At 35.1% G+C, this 26,280-nt stretch carries 22 protein-coding genes, 2 pseudogenes and 1 riboswitch; of the genes and pseudogenes, 5 read left to right on the top strand and 19 right to left on the bottom strand.

What is annotated here, in order from left to right:
* Positions 1 to 84: 84 nt before the first annotated feature.
* From ACTNDN_RS01990 to ACTNDN_RS01960, 7 genes are all read right to left on the bottom strand, one after another.
* The gene (locus tag ACTNDN_RS01990; protein ID WP_235252621.1) at positions 85 to 570 is read right to left on the bottom strand and encodes a nitroreductase family protein; all 486 of its coding nucleotides are present in this window, start codon (positions 568 to 570) and stop codon (positions 85 to 87) included.
* A gap of 102 nt (positions 571 to 672) precedes the next feature.
* On the bottom strand, positions 673 to 1,857 hold the full coding sequence (locus tag ACTNDN_RS01985) for a Ger(x)C family spore germination protein (RefSeq protein WP_441130651.1): 1,185 nt from the start codon (positions 1,855 to 1,857) through the stop codon (positions 673 to 675).
* 229 nt (positions 1,858 to 2,086) lie between these two features.
* On the bottom strand, positions 2,087 to 3,913 hold the full coding sequence (locus ACTNDN_RS01980) for an APC family permease (protein ID WP_441130649.1): 1,827 nt from the start codon (positions 3,911 to 3,913) through the stop codon (positions 2,087 to 2,089).
* Between the two features lie 98 nt (positions 3,914 to 4,011).
* Positions 4,012 to 4,150: riboswitch (cyclic di-AMP (ydaO/yuaA leader) on the bottom strand.
* A 280-nt stretch (positions 4,151 to 4,430) separates the two neighbouring features.
* Complete coding sequence (locus tag ACTNDN_RS01975) at positions 4,431 to 5,615, bottom strand: NAD(P)/FAD-dependent oxidoreductase (RefSeq protein ID WP_031539085.1); 1,185 nt, start codon at positions 5,613 to 5,615, stop codon at positions 4,431 to 4,433.
* A 121-nt stretch (positions 5,616 to 5,736) separates the two neighbouring features.
* Positions 5,737 to 6,162 (bottom strand): DUF1641 domain-containing protein, encoded by a 426-nt coding sequence (locus tag ACTNDN_RS01970; protein ID WP_031539086.1) that lies wholly within the window; start codon positions 6,160 to 6,162, stop codon positions 5,737 to 5,739.
* A gap of 571 nt (positions 6,163 to 6,733) precedes the next feature.
* Positions 6,734 to 7,036 (bottom strand): sensor histidine kinase, encoded by a 303-nt coding sequence (locus ACTNDN_RS01965; RefSeq protein WP_031539087.1) that lies wholly within the window; start codon positions 7,034 to 7,036, stop codon positions 6,734 to 6,736.
* Complete coding sequence (locus tag ACTNDN_RS01960; RefSeq protein WP_441130647.1) at positions 7,027 to 7,977, bottom strand: histidine kinase dimerization/phospho-acceptor domain-containing protein; 951 nt, start codon at positions 7,975 to 7,977, stop codon at positions 7,027 to 7,029. Before ACTNDN_RS01960 ends, ACTNDN_RS01965 begins: the two co-directional genes overlap by 10 nt.
* Positions 7,978 to 8,195: 218 nt before the next feature.
* Here ACTNDN_RS01960 and ACTNDN_RS01955 point away from each other — a divergent pair, with 218 nt between their 5' ends.
* Positions 8,196 to 9,551, top strand: coding sequence for an amino acid permease (locus tag ACTNDN_RS01955; protein WP_441130645.1), 1,356 nt, complete (start codon positions 8,196 to 8,198; stop codon positions 9,549 to 9,551).
* 95 nt (positions 9,552 to 9,646) lie between these two features.
* Here the strand turns inward: ACTNDN_RS01955 and ACTNDN_RS01950 are convergent, their stop codons facing one another.
* Entirely contained in the window at positions 9,647 to 10,552 is a 906-nt protein-coding gene (locus ACTNDN_RS01950) for a TetR/AcrR family transcriptional regulator (protein ID WP_441130643.1), read from the bottom strand.
* Between the two features lie 277 nt (positions 10,553 to 10,829).
* On the opposite strand from ACTNDN_RS01950, the gene ACTNDN_RS01945 reads away from it, so the two are divergent.
* Positions 10,830 to 12,362: a DHA2 family efflux MFS transporter permease subunit gene (locus tag ACTNDN_RS01945; RefSeq protein WP_031539091.1), complete on the top strand. Its 1,533-nt coding sequence runs from the start codon at positions 10,830 to 10,832 to the stop codon at positions 12,360 to 12,362.
* Positions 12,363 to 12,413: 51 nt separating this feature from the next.
* Here the strand turns inward: ACTNDN_RS01945 and ACTNDN_RS01940 are convergent, their stop codons facing one another.
* Positions 12,414 to 13,454, bottom strand: a complete 1,041-nt coding sequence (locus tag ACTNDN_RS01940) for a 2,3-butanediol dehydrogenase (RefSeq protein WP_031539092.1) — start codon at positions 13,452 to 13,454, stop codon at positions 12,414 to 12,416.
* A 199-nt stretch (positions 13,455 to 13,653) separates the two neighbouring features.
* On the opposite strand from ACTNDN_RS01940, the gene ACTNDN_RS01935 reads away from it, so the two are divergent.
* Entirely contained in the window at positions 13,654 to 14,541 is an 888-nt protein-coding gene (locus ACTNDN_RS01935) for a LysR family transcriptional regulator (RefSeq protein ID WP_235251997.1), read from the top strand.
* Between the two features lie 18 nt (positions 14,542 to 14,559).
* On the opposite strand, the gene ACTNDN_RS01930 is transcribed toward ACTNDN_RS01935, so the two are convergent.
* The 3 genes and pseudogenes from ACTNDN_RS01930 to ACTNDN_RS01920 all read right to left on the bottom strand — a co-directional run.
* Positions 14,560 to 15,156: a VanZ family protein gene (locus ACTNDN_RS01930; RefSeq protein WP_441130640.1), complete on the bottom strand. Its 597-nt coding sequence runs from the start codon at positions 15,154 to 15,156 to the stop codon at positions 14,560 to 14,562.
* A 16-nt stretch (positions 15,157 to 15,172) separates the two neighbouring features.
* A pseudogene (locus tag ACTNDN_RS01925) lies at positions 15,173 to 15,292 on the bottom strand (FtsW/RodA/SpoVE family cell cycle protein); the annotation flags it as partial.
* A gap of 2 nt (positions 15,293 to 15,294) precedes the next feature.
* Positions 15,295 to 15,537, bottom strand: a pseudogene (locus tag ACTNDN_RS01920) (sigma factor); the annotation flags it as partial.
* 84 nt (positions 15,538 to 15,621) lie between these two features.
* Between ACTNDN_RS01920 and ACTNDN_RS01915 the strand changes: the two are divergent.
* On the top strand, positions 15,622 to 16,047 hold the full coding sequence (locus tag ACTNDN_RS01915) for an AI-2E family transporter (protein ID WP_419181471.1): 426 nt from the start codon (positions 15,622 to 15,624) through the stop codon (positions 16,045 to 16,047).
* Here the strand turns inward: ACTNDN_RS01915 and ACTNDN_RS01910 are convergent.
* The 7 genes from ACTNDN_RS01910 to ACTNDN_RS01880 form a co-directional block, all read right to left on the bottom strand.
* A complete protein-coding gene (locus tag ACTNDN_RS01910; protein WP_441130760.1) occupies positions 15,984 to 17,264 on the bottom strand; it encodes an MDR family MFS transporter in 1,281 nt (426 codons plus the stop codon). The genes ACTNDN_RS01915 and ACTNDN_RS01910 overlap by 64 nt on opposite strands.
* Before the next feature lie 179 nt (positions 17,265 to 17,443).
* Positions 17,444 to 18,067 carry an SGNH/GDSL hydrolase family protein gene (locus ACTNDN_RS01905; protein WP_031539100.1) on the bottom strand — a complete coding sequence of 208 codons (624 nt, stop codon included), beginning with the start codon at positions 18,065 to 18,067 and terminating at the stop codon, positions 17,444 to 17,446.
* A 138-nt stretch (positions 18,068 to 18,205) separates the two neighbouring features.
* Positions 18,206 to 19,213: a metal ABC transporter substrate-binding protein gene (locus ACTNDN_RS01900; RefSeq protein WP_441130637.1), complete on the bottom strand. Its 1,008-nt coding sequence runs from the start codon at positions 19,211 to 19,213 to the stop codon at positions 18,206 to 18,208.
* Positions 19,214 to 20,491: 1,278 nt separating this feature from the next.
* Positions 20,492 to 21,541 (bottom strand): Gfo/Idh/MocA family protein, encoded by a 1,050-nt coding sequence (locus tag ACTNDN_RS01895; protein ID WP_031540709.1) that lies wholly within the window; start codon positions 21,539 to 21,541, stop codon positions 20,492 to 20,494.
* A gap of 41 nt (positions 21,542 to 21,582) precedes the next feature.
* Positions 21,583 to 22,551, bottom strand: a complete 969-nt coding sequence (locus ACTNDN_RS01890; protein ID WP_031540708.1) for a sugar phosphate isomerase/epimerase family protein — start codon at positions 22,549 to 22,551, stop codon at positions 21,583 to 21,585.
* Between the two features lie 47 nt (positions 22,552 to 22,598).
* Positions 22,599 to 23,624 carry a Gfo/Idh/MocA family protein gene (locus ACTNDN_RS01885; protein WP_441130634.1) on the bottom strand — a complete coding sequence of 342 codons (1,026 nt, stop codon included), beginning with the start codon at positions 23,622 to 23,624 and terminating at the stop codon, positions 22,599 to 22,601.
* An 18-nt stretch (positions 23,625 to 23,642) separates the two neighbouring features.
* The gene (locus ACTNDN_RS01880; RefSeq protein ID WP_251627386.1) at positions 23,643 to 24,359 is read right to left on the bottom strand and encodes a ThuA domain-containing protein; all 717 of its coding nucleotides are present in this window, start codon (positions 24,357 to 24,359) and stop codon (positions 23,643 to 23,645) included.
* A gap of 289 nt (positions 24,360 to 24,648) precedes the next feature.
* Between ACTNDN_RS01880 and ACTNDN_RS01875 the strand changes: the two genes are divergently transcribed.
* Positions 24,649 to 25,926, top strand: a complete 1,278-nt coding sequence (locus tag ACTNDN_RS01875) for an IS110 family transposase (RefSeq protein WP_441130632.1) — start codon at positions 24,649 to 24,651, stop codon at positions 25,924 to 25,926.
* The last annotated feature ends 354 nt before the right edge of the window (positions 25,927 to 26,280 follow it).

The raw sequence follows: 26,280 nt of genomic DNA, 5'->3' as shown, positions 1-26,280 counted from the left end.
CTCTTCTTGCCTGCAACTAGAGTTATTATTTTTTTCGAAAAAATTTTTAAAAAATAATTACCTTTAAAAGCAAAACGAAAGGCCTTAATCTAAGTAGGTAATTTTGTCCTCAATGGAAGCTCTTTCTTTCGCAGCCATAATTTCTTCTGGATAACCAATTGCCAATACTCCTACGACTTCAAATTCATCGCTCACTCCTAATGTTCTTCTTCCTAACGCAGAAGAACCAACAGAACTCCAGAACGTTCCAACTCCTTCATCCCATGCCTGAAGCATAAAATTTTGAATAAAGCAGGACACGGCTGATAAGTTTTCATCCCGTTCCATTTGGTTTCTTCCTTTATGTGATAAAATGGCTAAAACCTTTGAAGCCCCACCAAAATTTGTTTTATGCTTTAATTCTGCTCGAGTCTTTTCACCAATAAAAAGAATTTTCCATGGCTCTGTCATCTTATGATTCGGTGCATATCTGGCACGTTGTAGCCATTCCAAAATAATGGAATTATCTACTACTTCAGGTTTAAATTTTTTTATTGTTCTTCTCCCTGTGATTACCTCGGATATATTCATTTCTACCTCTCCCCTTTTGTGAAGTCTTCCTTCATACTCCTTTTTATCATAACGCTATTGTTGTCTTTTTTAAAGAATTCCTATTATTAAAAGTCAGTTAATTTAATTTATCTTATAGCTATTGTTTCTAAAACCACTTCTTTTTATTTCTATATTTACATGAACATTTATCTTTGCATCTTTAAAACCAGCATCCCAATTTTCTACATATTGTTTAAAATGCTTATAATCTTGGTCTCTAAATATTTCTCCTAGTCCAAATATGTCTGCCACATATTCTGTTTGCATTTTTTTAATTAGTTTACTGAATTCCTTCTCTAAGTAATTATTGCTCCGTTCTTCAAAATCTTCAAATGCGTTTACCTTTGCAGCCTTTATTTCTTTGTCAGATCCATCTAAAGTAGATTCCGCACGAACAAATATATCTATTTGCGGTCTTCCATTAACTTGCCTAGCTTTAATTTTCGTCTGCGTATGGATAACACGTAATCCAAAAAACTTTTGGTCTTCATAAGGAATCGTCAAAGAAGTTCGTTCCAATTTATTTTGAATCCACAATAAAATTCTTGTTTCTTGCAAATTCAGATACCCTTGGAGCTTTCCATATTTAAAAATCGCTAAAGAATCTATTTTTGCGATTGCTCCTGGCGTAGTTGTCTTAATATTATCCATACTCCCTCCTATTTCTTTATCGCCTGAAATGATCATAGCAGCTAACACAGGAACTTGACCTTCTGATGCATATGTACGAATGAAATCGTTTAATTTCATTCCAGGTGTTCCTCCCCATTCCTTAAGCATATGATCCAGCTGCGGAAATATTTTTAAAGAGGAGACTTTTTGATAATCATTGATGACCCGTAAAAAATCAACAGCCTCTCCATCTTTCGCAACAACTATGTTGAAGTCATCTCTTATTTCCCTTTCCCGATCGAAATAATCCATAAAGCTGAGAATACCTTCTCGAGCTATTTCTTCGCCAATGACAAGTAATCTTGTATGAGAAAATACCAAGTGAGTAGAAATTGCAACATTAAACTTATGGGTAATCTCTCCCATTGTATCCCCTTCAATCGAGTATACAATTGCGGGAGCCAAACCTTGAGCAGTTCTGGGATTTAGCTCTGTTGCAGAAGTGCTCTCTATAGATAACTTATACTTATGGGTTTCCCCTTTATCGACTGCTATCCCTGTCACAATGGCATTTTGATTAAGTTCCGAATGATCCCAACAGCCAGTTAACAAAAAGATAGATATAATGGATATACTTAATAAGCAGCGTCTCATATTTTATACTACTCCCTTAGAATCATCGATATCACACTTATATCCTTCCTAACAATATTCACCTTGCTAGGATAACTAGTAAGAAACACTTCTGCTGTCCATGTTGACTTCAGAAAACTATTGCTTACTTAACTATACAAAAAAAGGATAATTTTATTATTTTCAAAGTTTACCAATAGGTTATGAAAAAAATGAAAAATTATCCTTTATATCATAATAATTTTATATACTATTTTCTTAAATGATAGGGAACAGTAGTTACAATTATATTTCGTTTATATAATAGATGTGCCTTGATCAATAGACTGGACTGATTGTGTAAGAAATTATGCCAACTTTTCTTCGTAATAAATTGTGGGATAATAACCGTCACACTACGTTTCTGTTCCGCCGCTTTTTCCTCTATTGTATCAATAAATCTTGCTAGTGGCCTAATCAAACTTCGATATTGTGAATGAATGGTTACTAAACGAATATCTGGTCTAAATTCTTCCCATTTTTCCTCCATTCTTCTCTCACTCTCTCTGTCAAATGCAACATATACAGCAATTACTACATCTCCTACCGTCTCCGCATATGCTAAAGAATTCTCTACCACTTTCGTTACCCCGGCAACTGGAAGAATAACCATATTCCCTTCCATTTTTATCGCTGAACTTGTCTTTGCTACTCTTAATTGTTCTGCAACATTTTGATAATGCTTGTTTATTTTATGAAACCCGAAAACAACGATAGGGAGAAAAAATAATACTGGCCATACTTGAAAAAACTTAGTTGTGAACAAAATTACTAAAACGGTAAAGGTAATAAACGCTCCAATTAAATTAATTGCTAACTTCCCTTTCCAACCCTCAGGCTTCTCTTTCATCCATTTTCTGCTCATTCCTGTTTGCGATAATGTAAATGGAATAAATACACCAACTGCATATAAAGGAATCAGCTTTTCTGTATGACCACCGAAGAAAATGATTAATAATATAGAGGAGATACCTAAGATAACAATTCCATTTGAATAGCTTAATCGATCTCCTCTAACTGTAAATATACGTGGCATATATTTATCCGACGCTAAATTTACGGCAAGCAACGGAAACGCAGCATAGCCAGTATTAGCTGCCAATATTAAAATGATGGCAGTTGTCACTTGGATAAAATAATACATAGCATTTTTTCCAAACACTTCGGTAGCTATTTGAGAAATTACCGTTTCCTCTCCACTCGGAGCAATCCCAAACCAGAAGGCAAGAAAAGTAATCCCGGAAAATAATACAGCTAAGAATAACCCCATCATCGTTAACGTTTTAACTGCATTTTTGGCAGATGGTTCTTTGAAATTTGGCACAGCATTAGAAATTGCTTCCACACCTGTTAAAGCAGAACAGCCAGAAGAAAATGCCTTTAACAATAAAAAGACACTTAACCCTGGAACAGTCGTCCCAATCGGCGTGTGTAGCTCTGTAGGAACTTCTCCGTTTACAACCTTCCAAATACCAACACCAATTAAAATTAATAAAGTAAAAACAAACAAATAGACGGGATAAGCTAAAATAGACGCAGATTCGGTTACCCCTCTTAAATTTAAAATTGTTATCAGAATAACCATCAATATTGCGATAATAACATTGTAATGATACAAACTTGGAAAAGCAGAAGTTATCGCATCTGTTCCAGCCGAAACACTAACTGCGACGGTTAGAATATAGTCTACTAAAAGCGATCCACCTGCAATAAGTCCTGCATTTTCGCCTAAATTATTTTTAGATACAACATATGCTCCTCCGCCTTGTGGATAGGCATAAATAATTTGACGATAAGACAACATCAAAGCTGTCAATAAAATAAGCACACCAATCGCAATAGGAATAGAGTACCAATAAGCAAGGAATCCTACTGCCGATAAGACAAGCAAAATCTGTTCTGTTCCATACGCTACAGATGAAAGCGCATCAGATGAAAGTATAGCCAACGCTTTTAATTTATTTAATTTTTGTTCTCCTAAAGCACTTGTTTTCAAAGGTTTTCCAATAATGATTCTTTTGACGGTTGATTTATTCACGATATATCCCTCACTATAAACTTTTCATAACTTTACTTTTAAACACAAAAAAACTACAAAGAATTACTTTGTAGTCGTATAATAGTGTACGCCAAGTATTCTCCCCTCTAAACGCTTCCGGAGTTAGCTGTCGGATTAGGGCATATGAGAGTTGCCCTTCCTTAATAAGGATTCACCCCTAGTGTTTCACACAATGTCGGGTCCCCCGTTCCAAAATGAATTAAGCGATTTGTATTAATTTGTTTTAACATGAATGATATTACGCCTGAAATTTAGGAAAGTAAAGAAACAAAAAGGAGTAAAATAAAGCAAATTTAACCGAAAAAGACAACCTAAGTTATTTTACATGGAAGAAATTATCTCTATCTCATTATTTTATATATTATCTACATTTATTAAAGGCTGCTCACTATTTCAAATTCAGTCCGTTTCGAGATGGAAAGTCTTTTAGAAAACAGCCAAAAGAAAAAAAGATGAGTACAGTGCCATGCACCATACTCATCTTTGTTCACTAGGATTAATAAGCTAAGCTGAATAATCCTTTAATATGTGATAAGTAACGAATATTACTTGCTTCTTTCATTAGGGAAGCAGGTAATCCTTTTAATGGAGTGGAGCTTCCGCCTACGATTGCAACTCCATCTTTTCTACCAAGACTAGCAAGTGTACCAGAGTTAATTGGATCAAAAGTATCTAATGCTCCGTTTTCCAGGTAAGCATATAGATTGTATCCGATTAATTCTCCCATTTGCCAAGCAATTTGCGCAGTTGGTGGTGCTGGACGACCATCTCCATCAGCAGGGAAGTATACAGCACTGTCACCAGCAACAAAGACATCAGGGTGTGAAGTAGACTGTAAGAATTCATTAACTGTTGCACGGCCACGGTTAACTTCTAATCCAGAAACACCAACTAATGGGTTTCCTTGAACGCCGCCTGTCCATACAAATGTATTAGCAACGATTTGTTGACCATCTTTAAGATCAATAACATTGCCTGCTACATTTGTTACAGGAAGTCCAGTTAAGAATGTTACGCCACGCTTTTCCAAGCTTTTTGTTGCACGTTCGATTAAGTCTTCTGGTAAGACAGGAAGAATTTTCGGACCTGCTTCTACTAATAGTAATTTAATATCTTGGAAATCAACACCGTATTTTTTTGTTAATCCTGGTAAGATATCAGCAAGTTCACCAACAAGTTCGACACCTGTTAGTCCGCCACCACCAATTAAAATAGTAGCATCTTCTTGTTTTCTTGTTTTCGCATATTCACGAATACGATCTTCAACATGGTTGTAAATTTTGTTTGCATCATCTGCAGATTTAAGAACCATGCTGTTTTCTTCTAATCCTGGGATACCGAAGTATGCAGTTACACTTCCTAAAGCAACAACTAATGCATCATAAGTTAGTTTAGATCCATCACCTAAAGCAACTTCTTTTGTATCCACATTGAAAGAATCAACGGAAGCAATTTTCAAATCAATGTCTTTCCCTTTAAATAATTTCTCTAGCGGCATAGCAACTGCTTTTTCAGAAACGTTTCCTGCTGCTAAACGGTGCAATTCCGTAATAATTTGATGTGTTGGATATTTATTAATTACAGTAACTGTAGCTTCTGCTTTACTGTAAAATTTACGAACATTTAAAGCTGCTAAAAGGCCGCCGTATCCAGCACCTAATATAACGATATGTTTTGACATAGTAAATCCTCCGTCCTTATTACATTTAAAAGTATTGGCAGGCTTCCTTTTCTGCATTGTCCTTAAAGGAATTCCTTTTTATTAGACAAATAGCTTACTTTGGAAGACTCTACATGAAAGATTATTTATTATTGCGCTCTGACATAATTTGAAGATAGCTCTGTAGAAAACGGAACATCTTTTGTGCTTGTGGATCTTTTAACATTTTCATTAAACCAAAGATGCCAATTGTTTCATTGCTTTCTTCAGCACGATCTTTTGCTTCAATTGCTGCTGAAGCCATTCCTTTAACTGAATGGATTACTGGTTCGAACATTTCAGTAGTCGCACCAACAATATCGCCCTTAAAAACTTCATCTTGTGATAATGATTGAACAACATCATATGATTTAGATAATCCATTAACCATTTCCGTTAACTTAGGTAATTGCTCGATTAATGTTGTCAATGATTCTTGTACCTCAGGCTTTAACAACTGATCCAATAGGTCTTGATTTGTAGCAGTCAGTTGTTTTTCAGCATTCGTTTGAGCAGTAGTTTCTGACATAACTGATTCTCCTTTACTATAAGCTTTTCGCTTAAATGTTATTAACAAATTTCTTGTGATTGACTGCACAAAAATTTGCAAAAGATATTTTTACCAACTCTAGTTAAAATGATTGAAGGTATGTACAAAATAAAATCCTGGTTAAAGTCCTCTTTAAAACCTTAGAAGAGGATGTGTACAACCTCTCCATCATTAAACTCCTTTAATATAATACCACTTTTTGAACAAAAATAAATGTAAGTTTGACAAAAAAATAGAGTTTTTTTGAATAAAAGTGAAGTTTATCACCTATAAAGTGATTGTCGCCACAAAAACAACAAATAAAATATTTACTCGAAATATTCTCAGTTTTTATATTTCCTAAACTATTATGTGAGAAAACGGATGAAATATTCATTCCTTCCTTATATATATTCTTCAGAAAAACCAAAAACCCCTGTAAGTGTTTACATTTTACCTTCTTAAAAGAATGTATGAGCAAAATTTATCCGTAGTTTATACTATGCCCATACATCTCTCTTTTATTTAGGCTAGGCTACTAGCATTACTAAAGAATTTATTTTAACAGCATTTATTTACTAACAATCGGCAAATAAATAGAAAAAGTTGTTCCTTTGTTAACTTTACTTTTAATCTTGATTTTGCCGTTTAGGTGATGAACAATATTAAAGCAAACCGTTGTACCGATACCTGTTCCTTGTGTTTTTGTGGAGTAAAAAGGAGTTCCTAATCTGTTCAGTTCATCTTCAGACATTCCTTTTCCATTATCCATAATATTAATCTTTATATATTTTTCTTTAATTTGTTCGGATATAACCACTTCCCCCTTGCTCTCTATTGCTTCAATAGCATTCTTGATCATATTTATAAACAATTGCAGAATTTCATCTTGCCCAGCATTAATGAACAAGGGGTATGAACGTGATTAATAATTTTTACGTTATTTAATAGTGCATAGGGGTTGATTATCTCTTCTACTTTTTTTAGAAAAACAGCTAAATCAATCTGTTCTTTAACCCCTTCATTTGGCCGAGCAAGTGATAAATAATCATTTATAATTTTTTCAGCCCTGACTAATTCTGATCCCATAAGTGAAAGCATCTCTTGTTGTTTTTCTGTGATATTGGAGGATTCTTTCAATAAATGAGTGTATCCTTTAACAACCGTTAAAGGATTTCGTATTTCATGTGCAGCAGAAGCGGCCATTTCGCCAATTAATCTTATCCGCTCTGTTTGCTGTTTTTGCTCCTTCTGCCTTTCTTGATAAGAGAGTGACTCTATTAGATAAATAGAGATAATAAAAGTAACGAGATGAGCTAAATATAAATAAACAATAAATGTTAAGGTTATTTTATTTGTGAAAAATGAAGTAGCGATTAAATCAATGCTTATAGGAAATAACGATGTAATACAAGCTATCATTATTTTTTTTATGAAAGATTGGGTCTGTTTGTATCTTTTGATGGCATAATACAAAATGGGTAGTGATAACAGTACGATAATCATTGTCACTAATAATCCTGCATTAACGCCAATCATATATCTGTAAATCCCCATCACAACAGTTGTCAATAAACCTGCTGGAAACCCTCCATAGAAAAAAGCTATCAACCAAGGAATTGTCCTTAAATCATAAATATGCCCAGGTGCTATTTCTAAAGGAAATGTCATGGATAAAATTAATATGGCTGAACAATAAATAAAGGTGAATACTGTTTTATTTTTAATTTTCATTTTATGAAAATAATAATAATAAATAAAAATTGGAACAACATTTAATAATAGAACGAATAAGTAATTGTCGAATCTAATCATCATTTCTCCCCATTTACGAAAAAATTCTCACCTCATCTAAGTTACCATCATTTCACAATTATTTCATTAGGAAATAATTTTTTCTATTATGAATGTAATTTTTCCTATTTTAAGTAAAGCAAATAATTGCTGTAAAAGCTGACATACTAATAGTGGTTACTTTGTAAGGCAATCTTTTTTATGTAATCCCTTCATCATTACTGAAAGAGGAGAAAGACATGACGAAAAAACAAAACAATTCAAATTCATCTAAATCTGAAAATCTAAAATGGTGGCAGCTATCCTTAATTGGTGTAGGCTGTACGATAGGAACTGGCTATTTTCTAGGGTCTAGTCTTGGCATTAAAGAAACGGGTCCTTCCATCGTTTTCACCTTTATTTTAGCTGCTATTGGTACGTACATTGTTTTTAATCAATTAGCTAAAATGACTGCTGAAGACCCCCAAGAAGGCTCTTTCTGTTATTATGCAAACAAAGCATTTGGTCCATGGGCTGGCTTTAGTTGTGGATGGAATTATTGGTTCTCTAATATCCTCATCATGGGCAGCCAATTAACAGCACTTTCGCTTTTATCACAGTTTTGGTTTCCCAAAGTTCCATTATGGGTATTCGCGTGTATTTATGCTGTTCTATCATTATTTGTTGTCTTTCTAGGAACGAAAGGCTTTGATCGCGTTGAAAATTATTTAGCTATTATCAAAACAGCAGCGATTATTATGTTTATTGGATTAGCAGCAGCTGCTGTATTTGGCTGGATACATGGAGGCAATAGTGATATTTCTATTCCTCATTCCATGAATGAACTATTCCCAAAAGGCTACAAAGGGTTCTGGATTTCTTTATTATTTGCATTTTATGCATATGGAGGAATAGAAGTAATCGGGTTAATGGCTATGCAGTTAAAAGATAAAAAAGATGCACCGAAAGCTGGGACAAATATGCTAATCATTCTTGTGATCATATACGTACTTTCTCTAGGGCTGGCGTCGATTTTAGCGCCACTCGATCAGTTTTCCGAAAAAGAGAGTCCATTTGTAACCGCCTTATCAGATTATCATTTGAACTTTTTTCCACATGTCTTTAATGGAGCTATTATCGTTGCAGGATTTTCCACTATGACTGCTTCTTTATTTGGAGTAACTAGCTTGTTAGTTACGTTAGCAAATGATGGGGATGCACCAAAGATCTTTACAAAAAAATTAAAGAAATTTAACCAGCTACCTCTTCCTTCCTTTATTCTTGGAGGAATTGGGCTCTTTGCTTCTGTTATTGCCGCCCTTTTATTACCAGGGAAGATATTCGAATACATTACAACGGCAGCTGGGATTCTTTTATTATACAATTGGGCTTTCATTCTGTTTTCTTCCTTTAAAGTACTGAAAGGAAAACTTTGGGATAAAATAAAATCTTCATTTGGTATTTTACTTATTGTCTCTGCTGTTGCAGGAACCATTATTGAAAAGCAAGTTCGAATCGGCTTCTTTGTTAGCTTAGCATTTGTTGTGATTATTGCAGCAGCTACATTTTTCATGCGACATAAATTGGAGAAAAACAAGGCAGGCTGTGCAGAATAAGTCAAATGTTATTCCCCACTTTACCAATAAACTTTAGAAAATAGCAAAAAGGAAAAGTCATCATTTTAACTGTGACTTTTCCCTATTGACAGTTATTAATTCTGTTTAGAATATACTTTTTCCATGCTTTCTATAAGTGTTAGAACCATTTTAGCATATGGTGAATCTTTTACTTCTTGCATCAAAGACATCAATGTACTTTCGATAATAAAATATCTTGGGTGTTTGATCTCTATCTCTTCTTCAACGAATGTTAATAATTGTTCTATTTTTTCATGATTAGTTAGCCTATCATTATCTTTTTTTACATTCGCTTTTAACGTATAAAGCATACAATAAATTTCCTTTTTCCCCAAATCTTCATTGTTTATAGTTTGAACTGCAAGCCAATTATAAAGCATATCTGGATTTAAAAGTACTTCCTTTGTATTAGATAAATGGTTAACCATATCAAGAACTCTATTCACACAATACTGAACAATTTCATGAACATTTGTGTTATCTTGATAGACTAAAGTATGCATATAAATAGTAGAATGAATCATACCCATTAACATGATAGAGCAATCCAATAAATAGGTTTTGTTTTTTGAGCCACAAATATCTACTAATCGATTATACACCCAGTTTAACTCATGTACTCTTCTATTTTTTATATAGTTTTTTAATTCTTCATCATTCGTAAAAAGAATTTCTTCAAATAAAGAAATAATTTTATATTGGTTATTTGTCTTAATTAACATTTCAATTTGCTTAATAAAAAGAGTACTATCTGCTTTATCTTGACCAATTAATAATTGCTTCCTTTGCCATTCTAATTCCGTATAGATATTCTTAAAAATAGAAATCAACAATTCATTTTTACTCGAAAAGTAATTATAAAACGTACCTTTAGAAATATTACTTGCAGCTAATATGTCTTGAATAGACGTTTGTTGAAATCCATTTTCAATAAATAATTCATGGGCTTGCTGCATTACATGCTGTTTACGTTTGTTCATTTCATCACCTTTAGAAGAAAATTAGACTACTGGTTCAAATTATATACTAGGTTATTCACAAAGAAATTACAATCATTCCACAAGAATATTAGCAGATAAACCCCAGTGTTATAAGGAGTTCATCTGAAAAATCTTGCGTTCATTTCAACCAAACTTTTTTTACTTAGGGATTCTAAACATTTTTATTGCAATATTTATACTACAGGTATATTATTATTTAAGCTTAGTTTCAATAAGGATATTAAGAACATATAGGTCATGAGGAGGAATTGTTTTAATGAACATAAATGCAACAACGAATGAAAAAAAACCGCCATATGGCATAATTGTTATTTTAATGGCTGGTGCCTTTGTCGCATTTCTAAATTCAACACTGTTAAATATTGCTTTACCATCTATAAGCGCGGACTTCGAAATTGATCCATCTATTGGACAATGGCTTATTACTGGCTATATGCTGGTTAATGGAGTTATGATTCCAACATCCGCTTTCTTAATTCAAAAATATTCAACAAGAAGATTATTTATCACAGCAATGTCTCTTTTTGCTTTTGGTACTATAATGGCTGGAATGGCTCATTCCTTCCCAATATTGTTACTTTCACGTATGATACAGGCTTCTGGGTCGTCCATTATGCTACCTGTATTAATGAACTTCTTGTTAACCAGTTTTCCAGTTGAAAAACGTGGGAGTGCAATGGGTGTTTTTGGACTTATTATGACTTTCGCTCCAGCAATTGGTCCGACCTTATCAGGATATATTGTCGAACATTATGAATGGAGAATGTTATTCTATGTTGTTTCGCCAATTGCCATCATTGTTTTAATTTTAGCGATTTTTAAAATTAAGGATAAGAAGGAAAAAGTGGATATTCACATCGATCGCTTATCTGTCGTTTTATCGAGCCTAGGATTCGGTGGTTTATTATATGGATTTAGTTCTGCAGGTACAAAAGGATGGACTAATATTCATGTTTATGGCACTTTAATTGTGGGTGCAATAGCTCTTATTTTCTTTGTTCTTCGTCAATTAAAAATGACTACTCCAATGCTTGAATTCCGAATCTTTAAGTACCCGTTATTCTCGCTTTCAGCAGTTATTACCATTGTAATTAACATTGCACTATTCTCTGCGATGCTACTGATGCCAATGTATATTCAAACAGTTAGAGGAATTTCCCCATTCCACTCTGGATTGTTATTATTACCAGGTGCGATTATTATGGGAATTATGTCTCCTATTAATGGAAGACTTTTTGACAAATATGGAGCAAGAACACTAGCTTTAATTGGATTAACATTGACTGCAATCACAACCTATATGTTTAGTCAATTATCCATGACAACTACAACAACTACACTAGTACTAATTTATTCCGTACGTATGCTTGGTATGTCCATGGTTATGATGCCGATTATGACAAATGGTTTAAATGAATTGCCACAAAGAATGAATCCGCATGGAACAGCATTAAATAACACATTGTCCCAAGTGTCAGGAGCAATTGGCTCTGCAGTTATGATTACCATCATGTCTCAACGTACAGCAACACATGGGGAAGAATTGGCAGCTCAAGCAATGAAAGAGATGAGTAATTCAACTACTCAACCAACTCCAGAAGCACTTGCTACTATGCAAGAACAGCTCGGAATGCAGGCAATGCTTGAAGGAATTAATGATACCTTCTTAATATCTGTTGGAGTTGTATTAGTCGCACTTATACTTTCCTTTTTCGTAAAACGTGCGGTTCCACCAAAAGAAACAGAAGAACAAACTAGTCCAACGAAAATGAATGAGGCAGTTGAATAAAAATAAATTAAAAGTCAGCGACAATCGCTGACTTTTTTATAAATTATTTACTCATTCTGCACTTACTAAAATCTTCACTTGATTTTTTTCTGATAGCAATGATTTAAAGCCTTCTTCTACTACATCGTCCAATTTAATTTTTTTGGTTACCAATTTATCTGCAGAAAAATAGCCTTTTCTCATTAAGTTCAACACACTTGGAAATACATCTCGATAACCAATAATCCCCTTAATAGTACGTTCCTTGATAACGATATCATTTGGGAGAATTTCCGCGCCTTTTTCCCATATACTTACAATAACAGTTTCTCCTGCAATAGTCGTAGATTGAATAGCCTGTTTTAGAACTACTGGTACCCCAGTAACTTCAAAAGATACATCTACCCCACCATTTGTCCGGTGAATAAGTTCAGCTACAACATCTTCATATTCAGCTGGATTAACAACAATTGCTCCTAATTCTTCCGCTTTTGCCTGGCGTTCAGGAGAAAGCTCTATTGCATAAATATCTGTTGCTCCTGCCGCTTTCAAAGCCTCAATTACTAGTAACCCAATTGGACCACATCCGAAAACTGCAGCAGTATCCCCTGCTTGAACTTTACTAGATCGTACAGCATATAAAGCTACAGCAGAAGGCTCTACTAATGCCCCTTGTTCATAGGATAATTCATCAGGCAATTTATGCAGTAATTCTGTTTCCACAGAGACATATTCGGAGAAACCGCCTCCTCCGCCCGCTAATCCTAAGAATCCCATATTTTCATCTAAATTATAGGCTCCTTGATGACCATGTGTAGCAAAAATCGGTTCAACAACCACTCGATCGCCTACTTGATAATCAGTCACTCCTTCTCCTATTTCAACAATTTCCCCTGAGAATTCATGTCCCAATGTAATTGGTGCTACTTCATTTGTTAAAGGATGTGGCTGATCCACAGGTATAAAAATAGGACCTCCTAAGTATTCATGTAAATCACTTCCACAAATTCCACACCATTTTACTTTTAGTTTTACTTTGCCTGGTTCTACTTGAGGTTCCTTAATATTTTCTAGTCGAATATCTTTTTGGTCATGCCATCTTAATGCTTTCACGAGTAAAACATCCCCTGACTTAAATAGTTTTACAGCTAAACTGCTAAATTTCCATTGCTATTTGTTATTTAAGGCCTTAAAAACGTAAGTTTTAGAAACAAATTAATTATAGTACTTATGTTATTAATATGAAATTATATTATAATTAACTATAGTTAACTTTTACTTAACTAAAACTATTTTTAGAAAGGGTCAACCTATGAATATTGAACAATTAAAATATATAGTAGAAATTTCTAATAGCGGCTCATTAAAAACGGCTGCAGAAAAGTTAAATATTACATTACCTGCTCTAAGTCAATCCGTAACAAAGCTAGAGAAAGAATTAAATGTAGAGATCTTTCACCGTTCTAGAAAAGGTACCTATTCAACACAAAAGGGGGAGATCCTTATCCAAAAAGCTAACGGCGCACTAGAGAAATTACAAGAATTCTTAGATGAAGCAGAAAACTTTTCAGACACATTAAAAGGAGAGTTAAAAATCGCTATGTTTCCGGGACCATTAGATTTGCTGGCTGATCAAATTACTTTATTTAAAAAAGACTTTCCTTCCATTAAGGCTTCTATAGAAGAGGATAATTCCCAGCATGTTATCGAAAAAGTAATAAAAGAAGAAGTTGATATTGGATTTATTATATTTAAAGAAGAAGATATACAAAAATATAAAAATATACATTTTCATAAACTTTATGATGGCTGTATGGTTGTTGCAGTTAATATAAACTCTTCTTTAGCAAACAAATCCTATATCACTGAAAAAATGCTAGAGAACCAGCCAATTATTTTGTACAACGATCAATCTATATTAGAATTCGTCCAAAACTTAGATATGGTGGAAAGTAATATGGAAATTTTATTTACGACAAACAATGTAGAAACAATTCGATATGCATTAGAAAGAAACACAGCGATTAATATTGGCTATGATTATGCCTTTAAAACAATAACTGGGTTAGCAAACAATAATAGTTATGTGACCCTACCTTTTGTAGATACCTTAATAAACACCTATTATTTTGGTTATATATATGCCGCTAATAAAGGCATTTCTAGGGTAGCTAAAGAATTTTTAAAAAGGCTAACATAGTCTTTTCAAAGCTACTTCTCATCTTTGGAGCTCAACTAGTCTTTTTGGAAAAAGAGCATTAAAGATTTGAAAGAGACAATATCCAAAAATAATCCCTAACGCATTTAAAAGAACATCATCAATATCCGTACTTCTCCCAATAAATAGTTGAGTAATTTCAATAAACAATGGGATACTAATTGACATCCAAAACAGTGGAAAAAACTTTCTAAACTGTCGCCATAACAATGGAAGAAAAATCCCAAATGGCACGAAGACGACCACATTTCCTAATAGATTAATAAGAGATACTTGGTTCCAATTACTAACTTGCTCATTAGAAATAGCTAAATAGGAAAAAATTGTTGAAAAAGGAATGAGGTTTATGCTTCTTCCCCCTTCTAATCGTTGAATATAAAGTTTCTGTTTTCCATTCTCCATCGACATATACCATTGTGGAATAATGGTTTGGGATGCAACCCCAATACAGAACAGGACAAATAGAAATAGTAATATTTCCTTATTCCATTTCCACTCTTGCTTCTTTAATCTAATGTAGAGAGTACGACATATTAAATAAATTGGCGCACCAAAAATCATATAAATTAGCATTGACTCTAAATACATTCGAATCATTCGAATCCTCCAAAAGTTATGAGATATTTTTTCTGCGATTAATACTTAACACAAGACCGATCAATAAAGCGTTAATAATGGTCGGCATTAGTCCATAGCTTATAAATGGCAACGATAAAGAGATAATTGGGAATAGCCTTCTTTACAGTGGATAATAGCTATTCTCCATAGCCATGTTCGTAAGCTAGATTTTCCCTTATATTTATTCAACGAATATTATACTTTTATAAATATATCCTGTGTTAATTCTTCGGCTATTGCTTGATTTTTCACATAGGAAAAAACCAAATGCAACAGCTCTTGTCCATATGTAATCATTATTTCATCAAATACTTCTTCTTTATTGTCTATATCATTCCAGCTTGCTGACAATTCTTCCATACGATAACCCCCCTTACTTACTTATTAGACGATAAGATGACGGAAAAAGTTTGGAGGTAAAGACAAAATTGATTAAATTTATTTTTGGTAGGTCCTTGGATTGGTGCTATTCCTTCTGTCATCGTCAGGCTATTACACTCGCCGATACAGGCAATTATTGTTCTCGTAATTGTTGTGATTATTCAACAAATGGAGAGTCTTTTTGTTCAACCACAAATTATTGGAAAAAGGATGTCTATCCATCCAGTCACAGTAATGGTTTTAGTTTTAGTTGCGGGGCGATTTATAGGTGTTATCCGCATGGTTCTTGTAATCCCAATCTTTGCTATTGTTAAAGTAATTGTTACACACACAAACAGACTATGGAGAATTCGACAGGAAGAAAAAATACTTAAAAAAACTCCTGCGGTTTTAGATTATCACCTAATTCCGCAGGAGTTTATTTATTATAACTGTTTCACTGCTTGTAAATTTCTCTTTTTCATTTCGAATTGTTTAAACATCACATAATAAATAAAAGCACTTATTATGGCAAGTATAGCAATAATCAAAAATGTCCATTTGAATCCAAACCACGCACTCATTGGAATAGATAATGGTGCAATCATTTTGGAAAAAGTAAACCTCAGACTAGCTGCTGCAAAATATTTTCCCCTTTGGTCCCGAGGAGCGATTTCCGATATAAAGCTTTGCTGGATTCCTGCTGTCATCAGTTCAGCAAAACTAAATAATAGCATCGCAAACATTAACCCTATAATCAAATTGGTTTGGCTAAACATAATAACTGCCGTTGCATAAATAAAGGAGGAGACAATAAATACATTCTTCTCTTTGTATTTAGACATCCATCTTGTCACCATTATCGTAAATATAGCTACTACTAAACCATTTTCTGCTAGGATTAATCCAAATGCCTGCGTACTTTGAATCTCTAACGACCAACTGCCGATAGAAAATAATCTTTGGGTTGAAACCATTTCATCGACATAAACAGGCAGTAATAAATCTAATTGCATAAAAGTTTGTCCGATTAATACCCCTGCTAAAATAAACATTAAAAAAGTTCGATCTCTGACAATAACCTGATAATCTTTCATCTGATTACCTAACGCCATCATCCAATTCTTTTTTGTGCCAGTTGCCTCTTTGTATGGTGGGGCTGTTTCTGCTATCCAAATTTTTAAAACAATACTTAATAGAATATTTAATAGTCCAGCTGCTAGTAAAAGGAAGAATCGATAATCCTTATAAAAGAACCCTCCTAATATAGGGCCTATTACTACTGCAATATTAGTAGACGTATAGAATATCGCAAATACACTACTGCGATCTTTCTCCTTAACTACATCAGCTACCATCGCTTGACTTGCTGGCCAATAGATACTTGTAAAAAGGCTAATCACTGTAAAACAGATAAAACTAATGGCAGGAGAATCAAGCCAAGGAGAGCTTGCTAAAGCAAAGACTAGGTAAGAAATCCCTTGCGCCAAGCTTGATAGGACCATCATTTTCTTTCTTCCGTATTTATCTGCATAATAGCCACCAAGTAGATTGGCAACAACCGAAAACCCTTGTGAAAGTATTAATAAGAACCCAGCAATCGATTTGCCAAATGATTCTGTAAAATAAATCGCTAAAAACGGGAAAAACATCCAAAATGTAACATTAACGGTTGATTCACCAGCAAGACGAATCTTTAAATTCCGATCCCAATCTCTAAGTCGCATCGTCATGTTTGTTGTTCACTCTCTTTCTATTTGCTTCTCCTATCATACCTTGATATTTCGGATTAGGAAAGACTTTCTTATTCTTTGGATTAACTGGTTTAGAATAAACAGTTTGCACAAAAAGAAAGAGGCATGTTAGTTAGCAACAACGCCTCTTATACTAATAGTTTTCTATTTTGCTATATTACATTATTATAGGTTTTCAACCATGCCTGTGCCATCAACATATTCCCAGCAGAATTCATATGTACTCCGTCTGTTGTCAACACTTGATGATTGGGTTTCTGTAAATATTCGATAAACACTTGATGTGTCGGGACAACTATTGCTTCATGTTTTTTTGCTAATTGATGAATCACTGCTACAAAATCCTTTAATAAAATATTCCCTTTTGCTTCTACCGATTCCTCGATGATTGTTGGTTCCATTAAAAAGATCCTAGCTTCCGTATTTATCTTTACTTGTGTTAAAAGGCGCTCATATATTTCCCTAAAAATAACAGGAGTAACTTGTTCCATATCAGGGTTGTCTAGCTGTCTCCATACATCATTTATTCCAATTGAAATAGATACTAAATCTGGGCGCAACGATAGGACATCCTCTTCCCACCTTTTCTCTAAATCTAGGATTCTATTTCCATTGATACCTTTATTAAAAAATACCGGCAAAGCTTCAGGCTGATTTATGGCAATATAATCTTTAATATACCGAACATATCCATGACCGATATGTTCGCTATCTTCAAGTTTATCCGCCTGTGTAATACTATCTCCTATAAACACAAACCGTTGATTAGCAACCATCCTTATCCCTCCATCAAAACGCTTTCAATATTACAATAACACTTTTAACTCCCGCAAAGCAACAGGTAAGTACACCTAAATGAAAAGCCTCCATTGGAAAGAGAAAAAACACCAATGGAGACTTCTTAAGCTATGATATTATTGTTGCGCTTGCACAATTTTTTCTAGATTTCTTTCCATTACCTTAATATAATCCAATCCATTATCTTCATCTACTTTGCTTAATACTTCTAATGTGCTAAGCACTTCTGTTTTTGCACCAATTTCAGATGCGAGTGTATCGGCAACCTTTTTAGATGCCGTTTCTTCAAAATAAATAACACTAATATCATGCTCTTTTGCAAAATCCTTTAATTCAGCTAATCGTTGTGCATTTGGTTCTTCTTCTGGTGATAATCCAGAAATTGGTACTTGTGTAAGTCCATATTCACTAGCTAAGTATCCAAATGCAGCATGCTGGGTAATCATCTCTTTTTTCTCTACTTTACTTAAAGCGTCTTGATATTCTTGATCAAGTGCTGATAATTGCGCAATATATGCTTCACTATTTTGTTGATAGCTTTCCTTATTATCTGGATCTGCTTCAATTAGACTAGCTGTAATTGTTTCTACTTCTTTAATCGCTAGTGCTGGGCTTAACCACACATGCGGATCTTTCTCATGGCTATGCTCGTCTTCAGCTTCTTCACTATCATGATTATGGTCTTCCTCTTTGTTCTCATGATCGTGTTCTTCCTCTTCACTCTCAAAATCATGTTCATCTGTAATTCCCTCTTTTAAAGTAATGTCACTACTTGCTTCAACGAACACTGTTTCTTTATTATCAACAGCAGCTTTAATTGTATCTACAAAGCTTTCCATATAAATACTATTAAAAATAAATAAATCTGATGCTTGGACATTTGCTATATCTTTCGGTGTCGGTTCCCAACCATGTGGCTCTTGACTAGAAGGTATAAGTATTTTTACATTTGCCTTATCACCAGCTATGTTTTTTGTAAATTCATACATTGGATAAAATGTTGTCATGATCTGTAGCTTTTCTTTGCTTGATCCACTAGACACATCCTTTTCACCTTTCCCACATGCAGCTATTATCAATACTGCAAGTAACATCATACTAATTAATTTAAATTTTTTCCCCATTTATTTCACCCTGCCTTTTTAAATACTTTCATTATGCAATATTTTTCGGATATTTTCGTAAAGTTAGTTGCTTATCTCCTGTTTCTGTGCAAACAAGTGTAATATTTACTCTCATAATTACCAAACCTTTCTTTGTTCATACCCTAATTATGCATATGTGATACTGGATAAGTAACCTTGAATGGTGTATCAATACAAGGTTTATGTAAGCTACAATTAGGTTCGCCACCATTTATTGAAAACTGATGAAAATCATAAAGGTAGGAAAACTATTTTTAGCATCTTAACCTCCTTACTTAATATGTGAGGATTAAATAAGACCATTCCTCTTCATTATTCTCTTGTTCCCTCTACTGATTAAAAAAAATACCTACAGAAGTTTTGGTCAGCTCATTTTCCCTTAAAACTCCTTCGGGAACTTTCAATAGGCTGAAAAAACAAATCGAAACAATTACGATTTAGAGTGTTGAGTGAATAATCATTTCATCGACTATCTTATATTAACCGTAATCATTACGATTTGTAAAGTGTTTTATAAAATTTTTTTCCATTGTTTTTTCTATTATTACGTATTGAAAGAACCATCTTAAGCAAAATATTATACAGAAAAAGAGGCTAGGACAAAACTAAATAACTAATCTTTAAAGACGAACAATCTTTAATTTAGCTCTTACATAAAGCTACTTTCTCATGATGGTTATCTATGTTTTTAAATATAGTTAAGTATAAAAACAAAGTCGTTCCATTGCGCTACAGACGCACGATGCGCCGGGGAGGAATCTGAGCCTCCCTCGCTGTGTGCGAGACCACTGAAAAACTGATAGCTATTGATGATTGGTCCTAACCGCCTTTTAAACTTAGATGTGTAAATTGTTTTCCGAGGTGCCCACTTGCTTTCCATGGGGCGAGCGCCGAGCCGCTTCGTCGCTACGCTCCTGCAGGGTCTCGGACTTTCTCGCTGCTCCCATAGGAGTCAAGCGGTCACCTCTCCAAACCAACTTATTATTCGCTTTCAAATAAATTAATTCTTATTTAATTTGGAAAAACTATACTTTTTCAGTGTCCTCCTGTGTGCGCTGCGGGGTCTCAGCCTTTCCTCTATTTCTCGCAAGAGTCGAGCGTCCTCCGCTCCATTTCACTTCGTTTTTAAACCTTTTCCCAAAAAAACAAACACGAACTATAATGTAATTTAATTACATTATAGTTCGTGTTTGTTGTTGATTGAAATGCTTATGTCCCAGCCTCTTTTTTAATAAGTAATCGGCTGAAAATAGTATTTTACAAAGTCTCCACTTTCGATTTAAAATAAACTCGTTCTTTTTTCTTCCCTGATTCGTAAACCGCACAAATCATTTCTTGTGTTTTTAAGGCATCTTCCCCTGTGATGTCTAAAGGGATTCCCTTAGCTAATGAATCATAAAAATTATTTATTTGCTTCACATGACTTACTCCCCAATATCCTTTTACTCCATTTTCATAATCGAAGGTTTCCTGTGGATTATTATCTGCAATAAATTCTCTTCCATCAAGTAAACGGACTGTTGCCCGGTCTGCAATCATTTTGGCAATTCCCTTTTCACAATGTAATTCAATTTCAACAGGTGCATCATACGTATAATAATTAATGGCATGGAAAGCTGTAACGATGCCATTTTTATAGGCTACAACCCCTTCTGCTGCATCTTCCACTTCTATCATTTCATGTGCCCGATTACTTATCGATGCATCTACATACTTAATATCATCAGCAATAAACCATCTCATTAAATCCATTGTATGGATTGCTTGATCGATTATTACCCCTCCGCCTTCTTTTTCCCATGTACCTTTCCAATCGCTTTTTTGATAATAATCATCCGATCGGTCCCATGTAACAGATAGCTTACCTGACTTTATCGTACCAAGTTCTCCATTATCTAGCATTCTCTTTATTAGCTGTGACCCAGGATTATAGCGATTTTGGAAAATGACACCAAGGGTTACCTTATTTTCTTTTGCTGTCTCAACCATTGCTTTCGCATCGTTATAGTGAATAGACATCGGTTTCTCTGTCAAAATATGAATCTTTCTTTTTGCTGCTTCTATTGTTACTGGAGCATGGAGATGATGTGGCAAACAGATATGCAAAACATCTATCTTTTCTTTTCTAAACATTTCCATATAGTCAGTATAGCTGCCACATTGATAGATTTTTGCTTTTTCTTCTGCTCGTTCTTGTTTCACATCACAAACAGCTACTAGCTCTGCATCTTCTCTTGAGACAATCGACTGTGCATGCATAGGAAAAATATTGCCACAACCAATAATAGCTACCTTTAACTTAGACATATGTCTCCCTCATTTCTATTAGTAGAATACTATGCGATTCTTTACACCCACCACATTTGGGACGGTTTTTCTTCAATTAGGACAGATTTCAAATTGGTCACTGCTCTTGTTAATCCCTCTCTAATCGACATAATTGGATCTTCGTGTTCAATGCTAACCACATAGTCATATCCATAGGTGCGTAAGACACTTATCATATCAGACCATTCACTAACACTATGTCCACATCCGACCGAGCGAAATGTCCATGCTCTCGTTTGCACTTCGCCATATGGCTGCATATCTGTTAAACCATACATATTGACATTTTCTTGATCTATATACGTATCTTTTGCATGAAAATGATGAATGGCATTTGCCCTCGCTAAAATTTTTATAGCTGCAACTGGGTCAATTCCTTGCCACCATAAATGGCTTGGATCAAGGTTTGCCCCAATAGCATCACACGTTTCTTCTCGTAGTTTTAATAGTGTATAGGGGGTATGCACAAGAAATCCGCCATGTAATTCTAAGCCAATTTTCACTCCATGCTCTTTTGCGAAACTCCCTACTTTCTTCCAATAAGGGATTAGCTTTTCTTCCCATTGCCATTTTTTCACGTCACTATATTCATTTGGCCAAGGTGTAACAGGCCAATTTGGATATTTCGCTCCATCGTGATCTCCAGCAGTTCCTGAAAAGCAATTTACAACAGGAATATTCATTAAAGATGCTAGTTTTATTGTTTTAATCAATGTTTCATGAGATTCCTTTGCGAACCCTTCCTCTGGTGAAATAGGATTCCCATGGCAGCTGAATGCACTAATGAAAAGGTCGCGCTCTGCAATTTTTTCAAGATATTCTTTTCGCTTTTCTTCTGAATCCAATAATTCATCTACATTACAATGATTGTTTCCAGGATAACCACCTGTACCAATTTCTACAGCTTGTATTCCTGCTTCTTTCACTGCATCAAGCATTTCTTCAAATGTTTTATCTGCAAATAAAACGGTAAACACACCTAATTTCATAAGAATTCTCCTTTCCAATATTCTGCATTGATTTTGTTAATAGGTCTTTATATTTTTGTAATTGTCTTTGTTTCTTGTGATGCTAATGCCGCAAGAATAATAGCTAAAGATTTCTTCCCTTCTTCTCCCGTTACAAGAGGATCTTTGTCTTCAAGAATACTTTCAATAAAATGGTCAATAACACCTGACTTATTTTGACCACCATCCTCATTTGACTGAATTCTGCCTAACTCATAATTTACTTTTTCACCATTTGTGTACTGGATAATTAATGAATAGTTTGGATCATCTTCTAAGCGAATTACTGCTTTTTCTGCATAGATAACGGTAGAATTATCTTCTTTCCCTCTATAAGCCCAGCTCGCTGTAAGCGTTCCGATAACGCCACTCTCTGTTCGTAATATACAAACAGCATTATCATCCACACTTGAGAATTCTTTCGCATTTGTTTCTACAAAAGCCCCTACTTCAGCAAATTCTTCTCCTAATACATACCGTAATAAATCTGCTTTATGTACACCTAAATCTCCCATAGCACCAATAAAAGCCTCTTCCTTTTTAAAGAACCAACTGTCTTTGCCATCTACACTCCAGCCTTCTGGACCACCATGACCGAATGTCGTACGGAAACTATATATCTTTCCAACTTCCCCACTTTTAATTAACTGATGTGCTTTTTGATGGGAGGAAACAAAACGTTGATTATGTCCAATCATCAATTTTTTCCCACTCTGTTTAGCGGCTTCGATCATTTGATTTGCTTCTTCTTCTGATGTCGCCATTGGCTTTTCACAAAGTACATGTTTTTTAGCATGTAGTGCATCAATGGAAATTGGAGCATGCAGATAATTTGGTGTACACACGCTAACTGCATCTATCTCTGCCATTTCTAACAAGTCTTTATAATCGGTAAATGCTTTCACTTGATATTTCTCAGCCACTTCTGCTGCTCTTACTTCATTGATGTCACATACTGCAGCTAATTCCACTTGTTCATTCCACAGATACTCCGGGATATGCCGATGTTGCGCAATACTGCCACACCCAATTACACCAATCTTTAATTTAGCCATTTCCATTACCTCCTCTATTTACTTTACGGATATTGTTTCAATAGGCTTTGCATTGCCATAAACTGGTCTCTTCCGTTTAACTGGTGTTGCCCATTTAACAGCATTGCTAATGACTTTTTGGATATCTTTATGATGGTAGGTCGGGTAAGTTTCATGTCCTGGTCTAAAATAAAAGACCTTCCCGTTTCCTCTTGCATACGTGCAGCCGCTACGGAAAACCTCTCCCCCTTCAAACCAACTAGTGAAAATAAGTTCATCTGGTGCTGGTATATCAAAATGTTCCCCGTACATTTCTTCTTTTTCTAATTCAATGTATTCATTAATTCCTTCCACAATTGGGTGATTAGGAGCTACCACCCATAGTCTTTCCCGATCATCTGCTTCCCTCCACTTTAAGTCACAGCTAGTGCCCATTAAGGTTTTGAAAATTTTAGAAAAATGACCTGAATGAAGAACTATTAATCCCATTCCATCTAAAACACGTTGTTTCACTTTTTGTACGATTTCGTCCTGTACTTCATGATGCGCTAAATGTCCCCACCAAACCAATACATCTGTGTTATTCAATACTTCCTCTGTTAATCCATGCTCTGGTTCATCTAATGTTGCTGTATGCGTTTGATAGCCCTCTTTTTCCAAAAATGCGGCAATCGTACCATGAATGCCATTTGGATAAATGTCCGCAACAAGTGGGTTTTTCTTCTCATGACGGTTTTCATTCCAGACTGTAATCATTGTTTTGTAACTCCTTTTCTCAATCTATGTATACGCTTTATTATAAAAAATGAAAACGGATAAAAAAATACTTAATCCTGTCTTTTTTTTATGCAATTATGTCATTTCATTATCTGCTTTTTGCTACAATAGAAAGAAGAACAGTATCTTTACAACCTATTCAAATAGGAGCATTCCTGTTAGAAGGATTTTCGGGGACTTGAACAACAAAGAGCCCTCTTGGTATGATACGGGGTGTCAAGATCTGCAGAAATTGACCCCTAATTTAGTAACCAAGGAGGACTCCATAATGGATTTTATACAAAATCAAAAAATTAATCAAGTCACCGAAAAAACGCTTGTCATCGGTATCGATATTGCAAAACGTACACATTACGCATGCTTTGTAGATGATCGAGGACGAGTGCTCCAAAAATCTTTCTCAGTTTCACAATCCAGAGATGGCTTTGAACTTTTCTACAAACGGATTTTGGTAGCTATGAAAGAATCCGGGAAAACGGAAGTCATTGTTGGAATCGAACCTACGGGCCATTATTGGCTCAATTTAGCCTATTTTCTGCAAGAACGAGGTATTCCACTTGTCATGACTAATCCTATGCATGTCAAGCGTTCAAAGGAGCTAGATGATAATCTACCTACCAAACACGACCGTAAGGATGCCCTTGTAATCGCTAGACTCGTTAAAGATGGACGTTTCAGCTACCCGCGTATTTTGAAAGACATGGAAGCTGAACTCCGTGTTGGATCAACGTTTCGAGAAAAGTTAGTTGAGGAATTCGGTGCTGTTAAAAACATGATGATTCGTTGGCTAGACCGCTATTTTCCTGAATTTACACAAGTATTTCCGAAGTTCGGAAAAATGGCACTGGCTGCACTCGAATCCACCCCATTCCCAAGCGACCTAAATCAGAAACAGGTTGATGAACTACTTGTATTATTCAAAAAAGTTAAGGGGATGAAATCTCCTCAGAAGCCGAAAGCGAAGCGTCTAATTGAAGTCGCAGCTACCTCTATCGGCATAACGGAAGGACGTGAGATGGCCCGTTTTGAAATCGCCACACTCGTCAGTCGTTACAATCAGTTAGAACAAGAAATTGAAAGCATTACACAACAGTTAGTAGAACTAGTTAAAACTTCTGTGGAATACGAATGGCTCACAACGGTCCCGGGACTGGGAGATACAACAATTGTCGACCTTTTAGCTGAAATTGGAAGCTTCTCACACTATGATGATCCACGCCAAATTATTAAGCTTGCGGGATTAACGTTACGTGAAAACTCATCCGGTCAACATAAAGGTCAAAAACGTATATCTAAACGTGGTAGAAGAAAACTACGCGCCCTCCTTTTCCGAGTGATGATGCCCATGATTCGCCACAATGAAGCCTTTAGAAAGCTACATGAGTATTACACTAACCGCCAGGTTAATCCGTTACGCAAGAAGCAATCCATCGTGGTTCTATGCGGTAAGCTATTAAAAGTATTACACGGAATTAGCACCAAGCACAAAGCATTTGACGCACAGCGAATGATGAAGGATATTCCTAGTCTCGCAGAGGCTATGTAAGTTCTACATCCCCTTGATAGACCTAGACAACAGGATGACACGGAGAAGCTGGCACTATTTTTTCCATCCGACCTCGAGTCCCTATAGGAGCTTCGCTAGCCTCTGCCTTATGACTAGACCGAACGAAGGAATGTAGGCACACAGATGCCCAGAGACATGGGAGGGTACGTCATCATAAGCTACGCAGAGATCCATTGTGCATCACATAATTCCCCAGCACTACTTACCAGTTTTTACTAGTAGTGACCGCGTAGCGTACCCATGTATTGGAATAGATTCACATAATATGAAAATACTGTAGTAAACTTTGTCGAAAAATATTTTTTTGATGCACTACCAATGGCTCAAACCGTT

The sequence above is a fragment of the Niallia sp. HCP3S3_B10 genome, from assembly GCF_052064465.1.
GTDB lineage: Bacteria > Bacillota > Bacilli > Bacillales > Cytobacillaceae > Niallia > Niallia hominis.
The sequence above is the reverse complement of the archived record's forward strand: the minus strand, read 5'-3'. Positions and strand labels throughout refer to the sequence as shown.